This is a genomic window from Acidisoma sp. S159, from assembly GCF_009766125.1.
Classification (GTDB): domain Bacteria; phylum Pseudomonadota; class Alphaproteobacteria; order Acetobacterales; family Acetobacteraceae; genus Acidisoma.
This window is the reverse complement of record NZ_LMUG01000059.1, coordinates 52035-65660: the sequence shown is the minus strand read 5'-3', so window position 1 is coordinate 65660 and position 13626 is coordinate 52035. Positions and strand designations below refer to the sequence as shown.

The following is a 13626-nucleotide window of genomic DNA, read 5'->3' as shown; positions in this document are numbered from 1 at the left end:
GCGTCAACTCCGTCTCGAGACCACGAAATCAGCCAAGGCGATCAGATGGATAGCGCGGTCGCCGAAGCCGGCCAGATGGCCGGCCGCTTGTTTGGCCAGCATCTCGGCATGAGTGCGGGCCTGCTCGATCCCCATGATGGAGACCATGGTAGCCTTGCCGACGGCAGCATCCTTGCCGGCCGTCTTGCCGATGACCGCCTCGTCGCCTTCGGCGTCCAGGATGTCATCGGCGATCTGAAAGGCGGCCCCGAGATCGCGCCCATAAGCGGTGATCTGGTGGCGCTGCATCTGCTGCGCCCGCCCAAGGATAGCGCCAGCCTCGGCGCTGTATTGTATCAGCCGCCCAGTCTTGAGCGCCTGCAAACGCGTGACCTCGGGGGCCGTCAGCGCGCGGCCCTCGGAAAGCATGTCGATCATCTGGCCACCAACCATGCCTCGGCTACCTGCCGCGGCGCCCAAAGCCGCCACCAGCTCGATCCGAGCCGAGGGGTCGGAATGGGTGTCCTCATCGGCCAGAAGCTCGAAAGCCCGCGTCAGCAGCGCGTCGCCCGCCAGAATTGCGGTCGCCTCGTCGAAAGCCTTGTGGCAGCTCGGCCGGCCCCGCCGCAGGTCGTCGTCATCCATCGCCGGCAGGTCGTCATGCACGAGGGAATAGGCGTGCAGCATCTCGACCGAAGCGGCAACGCGGGTCGCGCAGGCCTGCGAGACGGAGAACAGGCTCGCCACCTCCATCACCAGGAAGGCCCGCAGCCGCTTGCCGCCGCCGAGCACGGCATAGCGCATAGCCTCGATGAGCCGCTGCTCCTGCCCGTCCGGCAACGGCAGCAGCACGTCGAGTGCACGCTCGACCTCCTCCGCCCGGCCGCCGAGGACCTGCTGCAGACGGGACCCTTCGTCATTGGCGACGTGAGTTGTGCTCATCTCAGGCCACTGGCCGCGTGGTGAGGGTGCCGTCGGCCCGTTCGACGATCGCCTGGATGCGCAGCTCCGCATCGGCGAGCTTCGATTCGCAGTGACGGCGGAGCGCGCTACCACGCTCGAACGCGATGATCGCCTCCTCCAATTTCTGCTGGCCGCTCTCGAGTCCGCGCACGATACGCTCGAGTTCGGCCAGGGCCTCCTCGAAGGACAAGGCGGCAACATCGGCCAACACGCCAGGGGCGGCCCCGGTCACGGCTGGGGGTGCGGCGGAGGCGGACATCAGCGGCCTTCCCGCCGCGAGTCCGGCATTAAGAGAAACATGAACATTGTCGTAATCCTTTTGACAGATTCTCGCCAACCCCTGGAAGAGTTAGACGAGACTCGCCCTATCACGGGTCTGCTAGCCGTAAGCTTTCAAAGCGGCAACCGGATCGTGGCGCGAAGACCCCCCAGAGGGCTGTCTCCGAGCAAAATTTCCCCGCCATGTGCCCGTACGATGTCCCGCGCAATCGCGAGGCCAAGGCCCGTGCCGCCACCGGGGCTGCCCGGGGACGCGCCGCTCTCGAATGGGCGAAAGACGCTTTCGCGGCGCTCCGGTGGGATCCCCGGCCCGTCATCATCGACCGTTATCTGTGCCGCCCTGGCACCATGCTGGGCGACACCCACCACCACGTGACGCGCGTGCCGCCTCGCGTTATCCACCAGATTATTGACGGCGCGGCGCATGGCATCGGCCCGTAGCGGCAGGGTGAGGTCGGGCGTGCCGTGGAAGGTCACGCGTCCATCGGCCCGCCGTGCGGCCGCCACTACCTCCTCCAGCATCGCCGAGAGATTGGCGGGTTCCGCCCGCTCCTCCCCCTCGCCACGGGCGAAGGCGAGGTAGCCTGCGATCATCCGTTCCATCTCCTCCACATCCGCCGTCATATCCGCGACTTCCGGCGCCAGTTCCTCGGTTTTGGGCAGCATTGCCAGAGCAAGCCGCAGACGGGTGAGCGGCGTGCGCAGGTCGTGGCTGACCCCGGCCAGCATGTCGGTGCGCTGCGAGAGGAAGCGGAGAATGCGGTCCTGCATGCGGTTGAAGGCGGCGGCGGCCTGCCGCACCTCCCGCGCGCCTTCTGGCCGGATCGGCCCCCGGTCCCGCCCCATGCCGAAGGTCTCGGCCGCGCGGGCAAGGCGGCGGATGCCGCGCACCTGATTGCGCATGAAGAGCCCGGCGATCAGCAGGAGCAGGATCGAGGTGCCGAAGATCCACAGCACGAAGACATAGATCGACCCGGCATCCAGCCGTTTGCGCGGAACCGTGACGTTCACCACACCGACCGGCAGGCCGATCCGCACCAGAACCGATTGCGGGTCCGAGGTCCAATCCATGTCGAAGGGGCGGCTGACATGCTGGTGCAGCGCTGCCGCCAGGTCGTCATCCATCGGCCCCAGGATATTGATCTGGTGCCGCATGACGAGCTTCTTGCCGGGCTCGAAGCTCATCCGAAGATCGAGCTGATGCTGCGCCTCGGCGATGATGCGCTGCTGAGCGCGCGTGTCCTGGGCATGGGCGATCATGTCCAGGCTGAAGGCGATCTCGCTCGCGATGCTGAAGGCGAAGCGGCGGGAGATCAGGCCGAGATGGCCGCCGTAGAAAAGCTGCAGCGTGACGGCCTCGAGCAACAGCACCGGCAGCACGATGATGAGCAGGCTGCGGCCGAAGAGGCTGCGCGGCAGAAATTTCCGCAGCACATGCTCGGGGGTTTTCATGGCTGGTCGAGCTGAAGAGGGCGCGGCCTTCGCGGAGGATGGCGGGCGTGCCGAAGCCATCATCCTAGACGCCCGGCTTCAGCACATAGCCGCGGCCGCGTACCGTGTGCAGGAAGCGGGGCTCGCGGGTGTCGACCTCGATCTTGCGGCGAAGGCGGGTCACCTGCACGTCGATCGCCCGTTCCCCCGGCTCATCCATTTCCAGCGCGGCGGCGATTTCCTCCCGCGACAGGATCTCGTTCGGCTTGGCGGCGAGCGCTGTCAGCAACGCCACCTCGCCGCCGGTCAGCCGAATGGGACCCTGCGGACCCCGCAGCTCGCCCCGCTTGGGATCGAACTCCTTGTCGCCGAGCCGCACCGCTGCGGCGTCGGTTCCGGCAACGGCGCCCAGCCCACCGGCCCGCCGCAAAAGCGCTCGGGCGCGCAATACCAGCTCGTACGGATCGAAGGGCTTGCCTAGATAGTCGTCGGCGCCCGATTCGAAGCCGGCGATACGATCCTCGGGCGCGCCGCGCGCCGTCAGCAGCAGCACCGGTAGCTCGGCATCGCCCCGCCGCCGCAGATCATCCACCAGAGCGAGACCCGATTCACCCGGCATCGTGACGTCGAGGATCATCAGATCCGGGCGCAGCGAGCGCAGGTGATCGCGCGCCTCAGCCGCATCGGCGGCGGCGGTTACGCGAAACCCGTGATCGGAAAGATACCGCACCAGGAGCCGCCTCAGCCGCGCATCGTCATCGACGACAAGGAGATGGACGGGAAGCGTCGCTTCCTCGGCCGCGACCATCACGCGCTCCGCGCGCGCGGCTCCCGCGCCGGGGTTTCGACCAAGGCTGGTCCGGATTCCCCGGTCAGTGCGCGCAATACGCGGCGGAAGCCTTCCACCGCCGGGCCGCCGGCTTCGCGATAGGCGCGCATCAGCACGTCCCTCTGACGCTCGAACAACCGGCGCTCCAGCGCCTGGCCCTCGGCGGTGAGGCTGAGCAAGCGCTGGCGGCGATCCACCCGCCCCGGTGCCTGAACGACATAGCCTTCCTCGACCAGCGTCGTTAGAACACGCGAAAGGCTCTGCTTGGTAATGCCGAGGATGGCGAGGAGGTCGCTGACCGTGATACCCGGCGTGCGGCCGATGAAATGCAAGGCGCGGTGATGGGCGCGGCCGAGTTCGGAGCCTTCCAGCACCTCATCCGCCGCGCGAGTAAAGTCCCGGTAGGCGAAGAAGAGAAGATCCTGGGCGAGGCGAAGTTCCTCCTCCCGCAGGAACAGCAGGCCGGCACCTGCGGCAGGATGAGCGGGCTGGGGCATGGCTGGCATACGGTCATTTTACGACAGCTTCGTTGACTTAACAAGCGATTCGCCATTAGGTTTTGTCCATCCCAAGCAACAATATTGCGGAAGAACAGGGTTATGGCGCTAGTTCCTTTCGACGACCGAGACGGCATGATCTGGTGGAACGGCGCGCTGCGCCCGTGGCGAGAAGGCAAGTTGCATGTCCTCACCCACGGCCTGCATTACGGCAGTGCCGTCTTCGAAGGTGAGCGCGCCTATGGCGGCAATATCTTCAAGCTCCGCGAACATAGCGAGCGGCTGAAGCGTTCCGCCGAAATTCTCGGCTACGAGATCCCCTATACGCTAGAGGAAATCGACGCCGCCTGCCAACAGACGCTCGTCGCCAACCACCTGACGGACGCCTATGTGCGGCCGATCGCCTGGCGCGGCTCGGAGCAGCTCGCGGTTTCCGCCAAGCTCACCACGATCAACCTCGCGGTGGCGGTCTGGGCCTGGCCGAACCTGTTCGGCAATGACCGCATGAAGGGCGTGCGCCTGGGCAATGCGACCTGGAAGCGCCCGCATCCCGAGACCGCGCCGACCGCCTCGAAGGCCGCCGGCCTCTATATGATCGGCACCATGTCCAAGCATCAGGCCGAGGATGCGGGTTTCGACGATGCATTGATGGTCGACTGGCGCGGCCGCGTGGCCGAAGCGACGGGCGCCAATATCTTCTTCGTCATGGACGGCGCGCTGCATACCCCGACGCCCGACTGCTTCCTCGACGGCATCACCCGCCGGACGGTGATGGGCCTGGCGCGCAAGCACCAGATCAAGGTGGTGGAGCGCGCGATCGAGCCCTTCGAAATCCCCAGCGCGACCGAGGTCTTCCTCGCGGGCACGGCGGCCGAGGTCACCCCGGTGCGCCAGATCGACACGCATCACTTCACGCCGGGTCCGATCACCGAACGGCTGCTGCGCGATTACGAGGCGCTGGTGCAGCTACACCCAGACGAAGTCGCCGCACGCGCGGCGTAAGTTTGGCTGAGGATGAAGGGCGCGGTGCCATAGGTGCCGCGCCCTTTTCAGCTATGGGCTTCGATCCGGCGATTCTCGCCCGTCCGACGATGCCAATGGGCGGCATTGTCACCCGCATGGTCGGCGGTCGCCGCATCGCCTTGGTCCGGCACCCGCCGCTGCTTGGCGGCAACGGTCTCTGCTACGGACGGTTGGATCTGCCCCTCGCCAATCCCGACATGGACATCCCCGACCTCGTGGCCCGGCTAGAACCAATGCGCGGCGCCACGATCTGGACCAGCCCGCTGTCTCGTTGCCGGTTAGTCGCGGAGGCTTTGGCTCTCGCTTGGGGTGGTGCGGCGGTGCGGGTAGACGCGCGGTTGATGGAGATGAGTTTCGGCGAGTGGGAGGGAATGCGGTGGGATGAGGTGCCGCGCAACGAACTCGACGCCTGGGCTGCGGATGTCGTGGGTTTCGCGCCGCCGGGTGGGGAAAGTGGTGTTGCGTTGGTGGAGCGTGTGACGGAAGTTTGGGGAATCATCGAAAGCTGTGCGGGAAACCAAGTCGTGGTGAGCCACGGCGGACCGCTTAAAGTCGTTGTGTAGGGCGGAATGTCTTTGGTTTGAACCTTGCCCACTTGACCACGTCTTGCTCGGCGAAGGCCGAGCATCCACGCCTTGCTTGCGTGACGAAAATAAGCCGTGGATGGCACGGGGTGCCCCGCACGCCTTCGCGTGCCGTGACGAGTGTTTGGATTGCGGTGCCAACTAAAGATATGACGCCTAAGACTTCGCCGTTCAGCCGCGTGCAGCCCCCTCAGCTCCGCGCCTCCGCCTCTCCGTAGGTCATCGGCGGCTTCGCCCCGGGATCACCCGGCTCCGCATGCTCGAGTGCCGCGAGTGCCATGATGCGTTCCTCGCTCGCCTCGTCGAAGGGAATCTCGCCCGCCAGCACGCCGCCGCGCATCACCAGGATGCGGTCGGAGATTGTCAGCACCTCGGGCAGATCGCTGGAGATCACCAGCAAGGCCAGCCCGTCATGCGCCAACTCGCGCATCAGCGTGTAGATTTCCGCCTTGGTGCCGACATCCACGCCGCGTGTCGGCTCGTCCACGATCAGCACGCGCGGCTTGGTGGCCAGCCACTTCGCCAGCACCACCTTCTGCTGGTTGCCACCCGACAACAGACCCACCAATTGCTCGACCGACGGTGTCTTGATGCGGAAACGATCGACATAGCCGCGGATCATGCGGCTTTCATCGCCCGGCCGCACAAAACCCAGGCTAGAAATATGGCCGAGTCCCATTGCGGATAACGTCAGGTTGGTGCCGACACCGAGGCCCAGAACGAGTCCCTGTTGCTTGCGGTCCTCCGGCACCATGCCGATCCCCATGCGCATCGCGTCACCCGGCTTGCCGATGGTGATGGCTTTGCCGTCCAGCGTGATGCTGCCATGGCGCGGCGGCGGCGCACCGAAAATGCCGAGCGCCAGCTCCGACCGACCGGCGCCGATCAGGCCCGCCAACCCAACAATCTCGCCCTCGCGCAAATCGAAGGAAATGCCGTTGTAGCGCTTGTCGTCACCAAGATCGCGCACCGAGAGAACGATGGGCCGCTCCGCGCCCGTCGGCCGCACGCGCTGCACGCCGGCAAGATCGCGGCCGACCATCAGCCGCACCACCTCATCCTGATCCGTCTCGGCCAGTCGCACCGTGCGCACATGGCGGCCGTCACGCAGCACCGTGACGGTATCGCAATTCTCGAAAACCTCCCGCATGCGATGCGAGATATAGAGGATCGTAACGCCGTTCGCCTTGAGGTCGTGCACGACACGGAACAGCACCAGCGCATCGGCTTCCGACAGGCTGGATGTCGGCTCGTCCAAAATCAAAAGCCGCGGGTCATGGACGAGGGATTTGCAAATCTCGATGAGTTGCTGCTGGGCGATGGTGAGTTCGCCGAGCCGCTGGTCGGGGTCGATCGCGATGCCCATGCGAGCCAGCGCCGCCTTGGTGCGCGTCCGCATCTCAGCGCGCGCCACCAGCACACCCGCCGCGCGCGGCTCGACACCGAGGAAGACGTTCTCGGCAACACTCAGATTGCCTGCGAGCATAAGCTCCTGAAAGACGATGGAGATGCCCTTGGCCGCCGCATCCCGCGTGCCGGACAAGGTGAGCGGCTCGCCATCGAAAATGAGGCGTCCAGAATCCGGTTTCAGCGCGCCGGCGATGACCTGCATCAGCGTCGATTTACCGGCGCCGTTCTCGCCCATGATGGCATGGACCGTCCCAGTCTCGACCTCGAAGGTCACGTCGCGCAGCGCCTGCACGCCGGGAAATCCCTTGGAGATCGATTGGACGGAGAGGAGAACGGTCATGCTCGGCGGCCTTTCGGCAGTGGAAGGCCCTTCGCCACGCCGGCCCGAAACCGCCGGCGTGGCGAAGACGTCAGCGAATCACTTCGCTTTTGCCAGGAAGCTGTCGACATTGGCCGAGGTCACGACATCGGTGCCGGTGTCGGTGATCTTCGGCACGGTGCCGCCATTCGAGAGCGTGTTCAGCTCATCGATCGACCCAGTGCCCATGGCATAGGGCCGCTGGCCGACCAGCACGGTCGCGAGGCCTTCCTTGAGCAGCTTGAGCTGCGGCGTCAGCGTATCGAAGGACACCACGACGAACTTGCCCGCCTTCAGATCGGCGGCGCGGTTCTTCAGCGCCTTCGCATAGGCCGCGGGCGCGAACATCGGCCAGCCGCCGGAATAGAAGATGCCGTCAAGCTTGGGGTTCTTCGCCAGGATGTCCTGGATCACCTGCACGCCCTTGTTCGAATCATCGTCGCAGGCATAAGGCGAACCCGTGACTTCCTTGAAGTTCGGCCCAAGCTTGGACTTGAACCCGGCGATGCGGTCATTGAGGTTCTGCGCCGAAAGGCCGCCGGTCAGCACGGCATAAGTGCCGCCATTCGGCAGCGCCTTGGCGAATTCCTCGCCCGCCGTGGCACCCGCGCTCTCGTTATTCGTGCCGACGAAAGCGATGCGCTTCGAGGTCGGGGAATCCGAGTCGAAGGTGATGACCGGAATGCCCTTCTTGAGCGCGGCGGCGATCACGTTCTTGATCGAGTCCGGATTGTTCGGCGCGACCGAGATGCCGGCGACATGGCGCGTGATAAGGTCACGTATGATGCTGATCTGCGCCGCGTCATCGAGCTGCGCCGGGCCGGTGAACAGGCAAGTAGCGCCGATCTTCGCGGCCTCGGCTTCGCAGCCCGTCTCGGCATCGGCATAGAAGGGCACGCCGAGCGCCTTGGGCACTAGGGCGAAAACCTTCTTCTCGGCGGCCTGCGCATGGCCGGCGGCGCCTGCCAGACCCAGCCCCACGGTCATCACGGCGGCGGCACTCAACAATAGGTTCTTCATTAGGTTCTTCCCCGATAGGACTTGGTTTTTGGATAGGCACGTTACCGCGTTCGCCAGAATCCCTTGCGGACCTGGTCGATGAACACCGCGAGCACGATGACGGAACCGACAAAGACGCCCTGCCAATAAGCATCGGTGCCAAGCAGCACGAGCCCGTTGCGCAGCACTTCCAGGATCACGGCACCGATAAAGACGCCGAGGATTGTGCCCTCGCCGCCGGTCAGGTTGGTGCCGCCGATCACCGCGGCGGCGATCACGCTGAGCTCTTTGCCGAGCCCCTGATTGGAGATGGCGGAGGACAGGTAGCTCACCTCGATGATGCCGGCGACACCGGCGAGCACCGCCGAAATCACATAGACGCTGATCTTGAGGCGATCGACTTCCAAGCCAGTCAGCCGCGCCGCCCGCTCATTGCCGCCGACCGCATAAAGCTGGCGGCCATAGACGCTGCGGCTGAGCACAAGGCTCGCGATGACCGAGAGCACCACGAAGATGATGAAGGGGTTCGGCAGGCCAAAGATAGCGCCGCCGCCCAGGTTAAAGAATGGGCTGTCATCGGGCCGGAAGCCGTCGATCGAATGGCCGCGGGTAATCACCAGTGCAAGGGCGCGCGCGATGCTCATGGTGGCGAGCGTCGGCACGAAGGGCGGCATGCGCAGCTTGGTGACACAAAGCCCGTTGAAGAGGCCAAAAGCGGCGGCGATCAGCAGCGCGAGAACACAGGCGGGAATGGTGCCCATACCGGCATTCATCAGGGCGGCGGAGGAGACAGCGGACAGACCCCAGACGCTGCCCACCGACAGATCGATGCCGCCGGTGATCATGACCATCGCCTGCCCCAGCACGACGATGCCGACGAAGGAGAAGTTGCGTGAGTCATTGAGGAAGTTGTCGGGTGTCGCGAAATCCGGCGCGAACACCGACAAGCCGATGACCATGATGATCAGCGCGAGGATAATGCCGGTTTCGCGGGAACGCAGCGCGCGGCTGACGAAGGACCGGCGGCCCTGATCTTCCGTGGCGCCGCTCATTGGCGTGGCCCTGCCGAGGCAGGTGCGACTGCGGCGTCGCGATGCTTGCAACGAGGCTGTTGGCCCACGTCCGTCCTCCCGACTCTTGTTGCGCCGGTTCAGGACCGGCCTTTTCGCACCACGGTCGTTGCCATGGCTTAGCCGGAAGTCATTCGCCGTTTCACGGAAGCACGTCTTGCCGAGGCGGACGGTATATCGCCGCGACAGATCGCGGCAAGTGCGGAACGCGGTTATGTCTGAGGATTGGAACGTTCTCAGCGATTCAAAGGGTTAAACCGCCGAAACTTGCCGAAAGTGCAAGTAGTGTGGTGCATTCCGCGACCTGTTCCACAGCTCCCAGCACGTCCCCGGTATGACCGCCCAGGCGCCGCCAGGCAATCGAGGTGACGAGCCCCGCCGCGATGATCGCCGCGACAAGCATCGGCTCGACCATGGCGACTGGCCGCAGCAGCAGCGCGAAAGCGACGGCGATCGCGGCGGCGATGCCGATACGAATCGGCTCCGGCCGCTCCAGACTGGCGCCAAGACCACCCGGCCGCACCGGGCGAAGGAGCAGGAAAGGCACCAGCATCCCGGCTCGCCCGATCACCCCGGAGAGAATCAGCGCACCCGCCACAAGGCCCGGCGTATTCGCCATGGCGATGGTGGCTAGAGTGCCCCCTCGCAATGCAACGGAGAAAATCAGCGCGAGCGCGCCGAAGCTGCCGATGCGGCTGTCCTTCATGATGGCGAGTCGCCGCTCAGGCGTGGCGCCGCCCATGGCGTCTGCGAAATCGGCCAGCCCGTCCTCATGCAATCCGCCGGTCACGAGCGTGGTCGCGGCGAGCGCCAATAGCGCCGCGAGCCAAGGTGCGAGCCCCAGCCGCGCGGCGACCAGGAACATCGCGGCGCCGATCGTCCCAACGACAGCACCCACCACCGGCCAGGCCCAAACGGCGCGGCCGGACGGCGCCCCTTCGACACCGCGCGGCAATGGCAGTCGCGTCAGCAGCCCGAAGGCGGCGACCAGCTCCGCTACGCGGCTGTCGATCTGGCTCCGGATATCCGCCATCGCTCAGTCCCGGTCAGTCACCCCTGCCTGATCGAAAGTCGCCATCCCCGTATGGCAGGCGAGCGCCGCACGGAGGATCGTCACGGCCAGCGCTGCTCCGGACCCCTCGCCAAGCCGCATGTCGAGATCGAGGAGATGCGGTCGGCCCAGTTCGCGCAGCAACCGCCGGTGGCCGGCCTCGGCCGAGACATGGCCGATCAGGGTGTGATCCAAGCCCCCCGGCAGCAGCCTTGCCAAAGGCGCGGCCGCGGCGGAGCAGACGAAACCGTCCAGCAGCACCGGCACGCCACGGCGGCGGGCGGCGATCACGGCACCCAGTATCGCCGCCGTCTCGCGCCCGCCGAGACGGCGCGCGACCTCCCAGGGATCACCCAGCGCGGCTGCATGCAGCGCCAGCGCCCTATCCACCACCATCGCTTTGCGGCTCACGCCTGCCGGGTCGAGGCCCGTGCCGCGTCCAGCCCAATCGGCGCCACCGCCGCCGAAAAGCGCCGCCGACAGAGCTGCCGCCACCGTCGTATTGCCGATGCCCATTTCGCCCAGGCACAGCAGATCGAGCCCCGGCGTCACCGCCGCGAAGCCCGCCGCGAGGGCGTCGCGAAATTCGGCCTCGGTCATCGCTGGGGCGAGGGTGAAATCGGCGGTCGGCTTGTCAAGCGACAGCGGATGAACCGCCAGCGCCGCCCCCGCCTGGCCCGAAATCTGGTTGATCGCGGCCCCGCCCGCCTCGAAATTCGCCACCATTTGCGCCGTGACCGCCGCCGGAAACGGCGACACGCCCTGGGCGACGACGCCGTGATTGCCCGCGAAGATCACGACCTCCATCTGATCGAGGCGCGGCACCGCGCGGCCCTGCCAGCGGGCGAGCCAGGCCACGCCTTCCTCCAGCATGCCCAGGCTCCCGGCGGGTTTCGTCAGCCGCGCCTGCCGGGCGGCGACCGCACGGGCCGAGGCTTCGTCGCCCTGCGGCAATCCCTTGAGGAGATCCGCGAGGCGGTCGGGAAGAATGGTGGTCATGGCGTAGCATCCTCGCGCGCGATGAGATGGAAGAAACTGCCGGAAACGCGGCCTCGCCTGCCGCCCGCCTGACCGAGATCGGTTCCGGCGGCGTCGCTCAGCCTGGCGAAGGGCGCGTCCGTGCCGGGCTCCGAGACCGTTGCATAATGAAACTCATGACCCCGCAGCGCCGCCCCTGCGGCACCCAGCGGCCCCACCGCCTCCAACACCGCGCGGCGATAGCCGAGATGCAGCTTGCGCCGCGCGAAGCTGGTGGCGTGGTCGAGCAGCCCCGCCATCGCATGCGCCTCGCCGTTCGCATCGGTAAGGCTGCGGCCGAGCACCATCATGCCTCCGCACTCTCCATGAACGGGGCGGGTGGCCGCGAAAGCCGCAAGCCCTGTCTTGAACCGCGTGGCGGCGGCGAGTGCCGGGGCGTGCAATTCGGGATAGCCGCCGGGCAGCCAGCAGGAATCGGCGAAAGCAGGCGGAGGCTCGTCGGCCAGCGGCGAGAAGAACAGGATCTCGGCGCCCATCCTGCGCCAGCCTTCAAGCAGATGCGGATAGAGGAAAGTGAAGGCTGCATCCCGCGCCACCGCTATGCGCTGGCCGAACGGGAGCGCGGGCAAGGTCGCCACCTCCGCCGCAATGGGCACCGCCAGCGCCTGGATAGCGTCGAGATCGAGCCGCCGTTCCGCCAGCTCCCCAAGATGGGCGAGCCGGGTGTCGAGATCCGCGAATTCGCCCGCCTGCACCAGCCCGAGATGGCGCTCCGGCAAAGCCAGCGAGGGGTCGCGCAACAGCGCGCCCAGAACCGGCAGACCAATCTCGGCCATCGCGGGCCGGATGCCCGCCTCATGCTTCGGGCTGCCGAGGCGGTTGAGGATGACGCCCGCGATATCGACACCCGCCTCAAAACCCATAAACCCCCGCGCATTCGCCGCCGCCGTCTGGGACTGGCCGGAGACGTCCAGCACCAGCACCACCGGCAATCCCCAACGTGCCGCCAGATCCGCCGCGCGACCGGCGGCGCCCTTGGGACCCGCGCCATCGAAGAGTCCCATCGAAGCCTCGATGAGGACGAGATCGGCGCCCGCCGCCGCCTCGCCCAACAGCGCGTCCAGCAACTCGGGCGGCATGGCCCAGCTATCGAGGTTGAGCGCCGGGCGGCCGGTCGCCGCCGCATGGAAGGCGGGGTCGATGTAATCCGGCCCGGATTTCGCCACCGCGACCGCGAGCCCATGGCGCCGGAATGCCGTCGCCAGCGCCAGCGTCACCGTCGTCTTGCCGGAACCCGAGCGTGGCGCCGCCAGGATCAGCCCGGCGGCCAAGGCAGCTCCCCGGCGATGCCCGCGACGAGATCGGCGATCCGCCCGCGCATAGAGACGATGCCGCCGATCACGATGAGGGTCGGCGCTTCCTCGTCACCCGGTCCCACCGCCGCCGCGACATGGCCGAGATCGGTGACGGTGACCTCCTGCGTCGGCGCCGTGGCATTGCGGATGATGGCGGCGGGCATCTCGGCCGCCATGCCGCCCGCCATGAGGCGACGGGCGATGGTGCCGATGCGGCGCGCGCCCATATACAGGATGATGGGCTGGCCCAGCGCCGCCATCGCCTCCCAGTTGAGGCTTGCGTGCTGCGACTCGGCGCCGTGACCGGTGGCGAGGATCACCGCCTGGTTGATGCCGCGCATCGTGGCCGGGATCAGCGCGGCGGCGAGCCCCGCGACGCCCGCCGTCATGCCCGGAATGACCCGAAACGGAATCCCGGCCTCGGCCAGCGCAAGAACCTCCTCGCCGCCGCGCCCGAACACGAAGGGATCGCCGCCCTTCAGGCGCAGCACGCGCTTATCGGCCTGCGCCAGTGCCACAAGAGCCTCGATGATGCTCGTTTGCTCGGAGGAAGGACGGCCGCAGCGCTTTCCGGCATGAATCCGGGCGGCATCTGGCCGCGCCAGAGCCAACACGCGGTCGCTCACCAGCGCGTCATGCAGCACGACATCGGCCTGGGCGAGCCCGGCGATCGCGTGCAGCGTGAGGTGGCCGACATCGCCGGGACCGGCGCCGGCGAGCCAGACATGGCCGGGCCGAAACTCGGGAACCTCGCCCATCAGCCGGCGCAGGGCATCCGAGACCGTCATCGTCCTTTCCCGCCGTCGCCGGCGTCTCTAAC

The 13626-nt window shown here is 66.8% G+C and carries 14 protein-coding genes; 2 read left to right on the top strand and 12 right to left on the bottom strand.

The window, feature by feature from the left end; all coding sequences use genetic code 11:
• Positions 1-3: 3 nt before the first annotated feature.
• The 5 genes from GSQ92_RS17115 to GSQ92_RS17095 form a co-directional block, all read right to left on the bottom strand.
• On the bottom strand, positions 4-921 hold the full coding sequence (locus GSQ92_RS17115) for a polyprenyl synthetase family protein (RefSeq protein ID WP_158803893.1): 918 nt from the start codon (positions 919-921) through the stop codon (positions 4-6).
• A 1-nt stretch (position 922) separates the two neighbouring features.
• On the bottom strand, positions 923-1201 hold the full coding sequence (locus GSQ92_RS17110; RefSeq protein ID WP_158803894.1) for an exodeoxyribonuclease VII small subunit: 279 nt from the start codon (positions 1199-1201) through the stop codon (positions 923-925).
• A gap of 134 nt (positions 1202-1335) precedes the next feature.
• Positions 1336-2673 (bottom strand): ATP-binding protein, encoded by a 1338-nt coding sequence (locus GSQ92_RS17105; protein WP_158803895.1) that lies wholly within the window; start codon positions 2671-2673, stop codon positions 1336-1338.
• 64 nt (positions 2674-2737) lie between these two features.
• A complete protein-coding gene (locus GSQ92_RS17100) occupies positions 2738-3460 on the bottom strand; it encodes a response regulator transcription factor (RefSeq protein ID WP_158803896.1) in 723 nt (240 codons plus the stop codon).
• Complete coding sequence (locus GSQ92_RS17095) at positions 3460-3978, bottom strand: MarR family winged helix-turn-helix transcriptional regulator (RefSeq protein WP_158803897.1); 519 nt, start codon at positions 3976-3978, stop codon at positions 3460-3462. The genes GSQ92_RS17100 and GSQ92_RS17095 overlap by 1 nt, the downstream gene beginning before the upstream one ends.
• Positions 3979-4080: 102 nt before the next feature.
• Here GSQ92_RS17095 and GSQ92_RS17090 point away from each other — a divergent pair, with 102 nt between their 5' ends.
• Both GSQ92_RS17090 and GSQ92_RS17085 read left to right on the top strand, forming a co-directional pair.
• A complete protein-coding gene (locus tag GSQ92_RS17090; RefSeq protein ID WP_158803898.1) occupies positions 4081-4980 on the top strand; it encodes a branched-chain amino acid aminotransferase in 900 nt (299 codons plus the stop codon).
• Positions 4981-4982: 2 nt separating this feature from the next.
• Positions 4983-5564 carry a histidine phosphatase family protein gene (locus GSQ92_RS17085; protein ID WP_158803899.1) on the top strand — a complete coding sequence of 194 codons (582 nt, stop codon included), beginning with the start codon at positions 4983-4985 and terminating at the stop codon, positions 5562-5564.
• Positions 5565-5775: 211 nt separating this feature from the next.
• On the opposite strand, the gene GSQ92_RS17080 is transcribed toward GSQ92_RS17085, so the two are convergent.
• The 7 genes from GSQ92_RS17080 to cobA all read right to left on the bottom strand — a co-directional run bounded on the left by GSQ92_RS17080 (position 5776) and on the right by cobA (position 13594).
• On the bottom strand, positions 5776-7335 hold the full coding sequence (locus GSQ92_RS17080; protein WP_158803900.1) for a sugar ABC transporter ATP-binding protein: 1560 nt from the start codon (positions 7333-7335) through the stop codon (positions 5776-5778).
• A 78-nt stretch (positions 7336-7413) separates the two neighbouring features.
• Positions 7414-8373, bottom strand: coding sequence for a sugar-binding protein (locus tag GSQ92_RS17075; RefSeq protein ID WP_158803901.1), 960 nt, complete (start codon positions 8371-8373; stop codon positions 7414-7416).
• A gap of 41 nt (positions 8374-8414) precedes the next feature.
• Positions 8415-9404 (bottom strand): ABC transporter permease, encoded by a 990-nt coding sequence (locus GSQ92_RS17070; RefSeq protein ID WP_158803902.1) that lies wholly within the window; start codon positions 9402-9404, stop codon positions 8415-8417.
• Between the two features lie 262 nt (positions 9405-9666).
• Entirely contained in the window at positions 9667-10455 is a 789-nt protein-coding gene (gene cobS, locus GSQ92_RS17065; RefSeq protein ID WP_158803903.1) for an adenosylcobinamide-GDP ribazoletransferase, read from the bottom strand.
• Between the two features lie 3 nt (positions 10456-10458).
• Positions 10459-11472, bottom strand: coding sequence for a nicotinate-nucleotide--dimethylbenzimidazole phosphoribosyltransferase (gene cobT, locus GSQ92_RS17060; protein ID WP_158803904.1), 1014 nt, complete (start codon positions 11470-11472; stop codon positions 10459-10461).
• Positions 11469-12782 (bottom strand): cobyrinate a,c-diamide synthase, encoded by a 1314-nt coding sequence (locus tag GSQ92_RS17055; RefSeq protein WP_158803905.1) that lies wholly within the window; start codon positions 12780-12782, stop codon positions 11469-11471. Before GSQ92_RS17055 ends, cobT begins: the two co-directional genes overlap by 4 nt.
• Positions 12767-13594 (bottom strand): uroporphyrinogen-III C-methyltransferase, encoded by an 828-nt coding sequence (gene cobA, locus GSQ92_RS17050; protein WP_158803906.1) that lies wholly within the window; start codon positions 13592-13594, stop codon positions 12767-12769. Before cobA ends, GSQ92_RS17055 begins: the two co-directional genes overlap by 16 nt.
• Between the last annotated feature and the right edge of the window lie 32 nt (positions 13595-13626).

What these genes read in the sequence shown, in the direction of transcription:
- GSQ92_RS17115 (WP_158803893.1), bottom strand. Translation starts at nt 921, where the DNA reads ATGAGCACAACTCACGTCGCCAATGACGAAGGGTCCCGTCTGCAGCAG.
- GSQ92_RS17110 (WP_158803894.1), bottom strand. Translation starts at nt 1,201, where the DNA reads ATGTCCGCCTCCGCCGCACCCCCAGCCGTGACCGGGGCCGCCCCTGGC.
- GSQ92_RS17105 (WP_158803895.1), bottom strand. Translation starts at nt 2,673, where the DNA reads ATGAAAACCCCCGAGCATGTGCTGCGGAAATTTCTGCCGCGCAGCCTC.
- GSQ92_RS17100 (WP_158803896.1), bottom strand. Translation starts at nt 3,460, where the DNA reads ATGGTCGCGGCCGAGGAAGCGACGCTTCCCGTCCATCTCCTTGTCGTC.
- GSQ92_RS17095 (WP_158803897.1), bottom strand. Translation starts at nt 3,978, where the DNA reads ATGCCCCAGCCCGCTCATCCTGCCGCAGGTGCCGGCCTGCTGTTCCTG.
- GSQ92_RS17090 (WP_158803898.1), top strand. Translation starts at nt 4,081, where the DNA reads ATGGCGCTAGTTCCTTTCGACGACCGAGACGGCATGATCTGGTGGAAC.
- GSQ92_RS17080 (WP_158803900.1), bottom strand. Translation starts at nt 7,335, where the DNA reads ATGACCGTTCTCCTCTCCGTCCAATCGATCTCCAAGGGATTTCCCGGC.
- GSQ92_RS17075 (WP_158803901.1), bottom strand. Translation starts at nt 8,373, where the DNA reads ATGAAGAACCTATTGTTGAGTGCCGCCGCCGTGATGACCGTGGGGCTG.
- GSQ92_RS17070 (WP_158803902.1), bottom strand. Translation starts at nt 9,404, where the DNA reads ATGAGCGGCGCCACGGAAGATCAGGGCCGCCGGTCCTTCGTCAGCCGC.
- cobS (WP_158803903.1), bottom strand. Translation starts at nt 10,455, where the DNA reads ATGGCGGATATCCGGAGCCAGATCGACAGCCGCGTAGCGGAGCTGGTC.
- cobT (WP_158803904.1), bottom strand. Translation starts at nt 11,472, where the DNA reads ATGACCACCATTCTTCCCGACCGCCTCGCGGATCTCCTCAAGGGATTG.
- cobA (WP_158803906.1), bottom strand. Translation starts at nt 13,594, where the DNA reads ATGACGGTCTCGGATGCCCTGCGCCGGCTGATGGGCGAGGTTCCCGAG.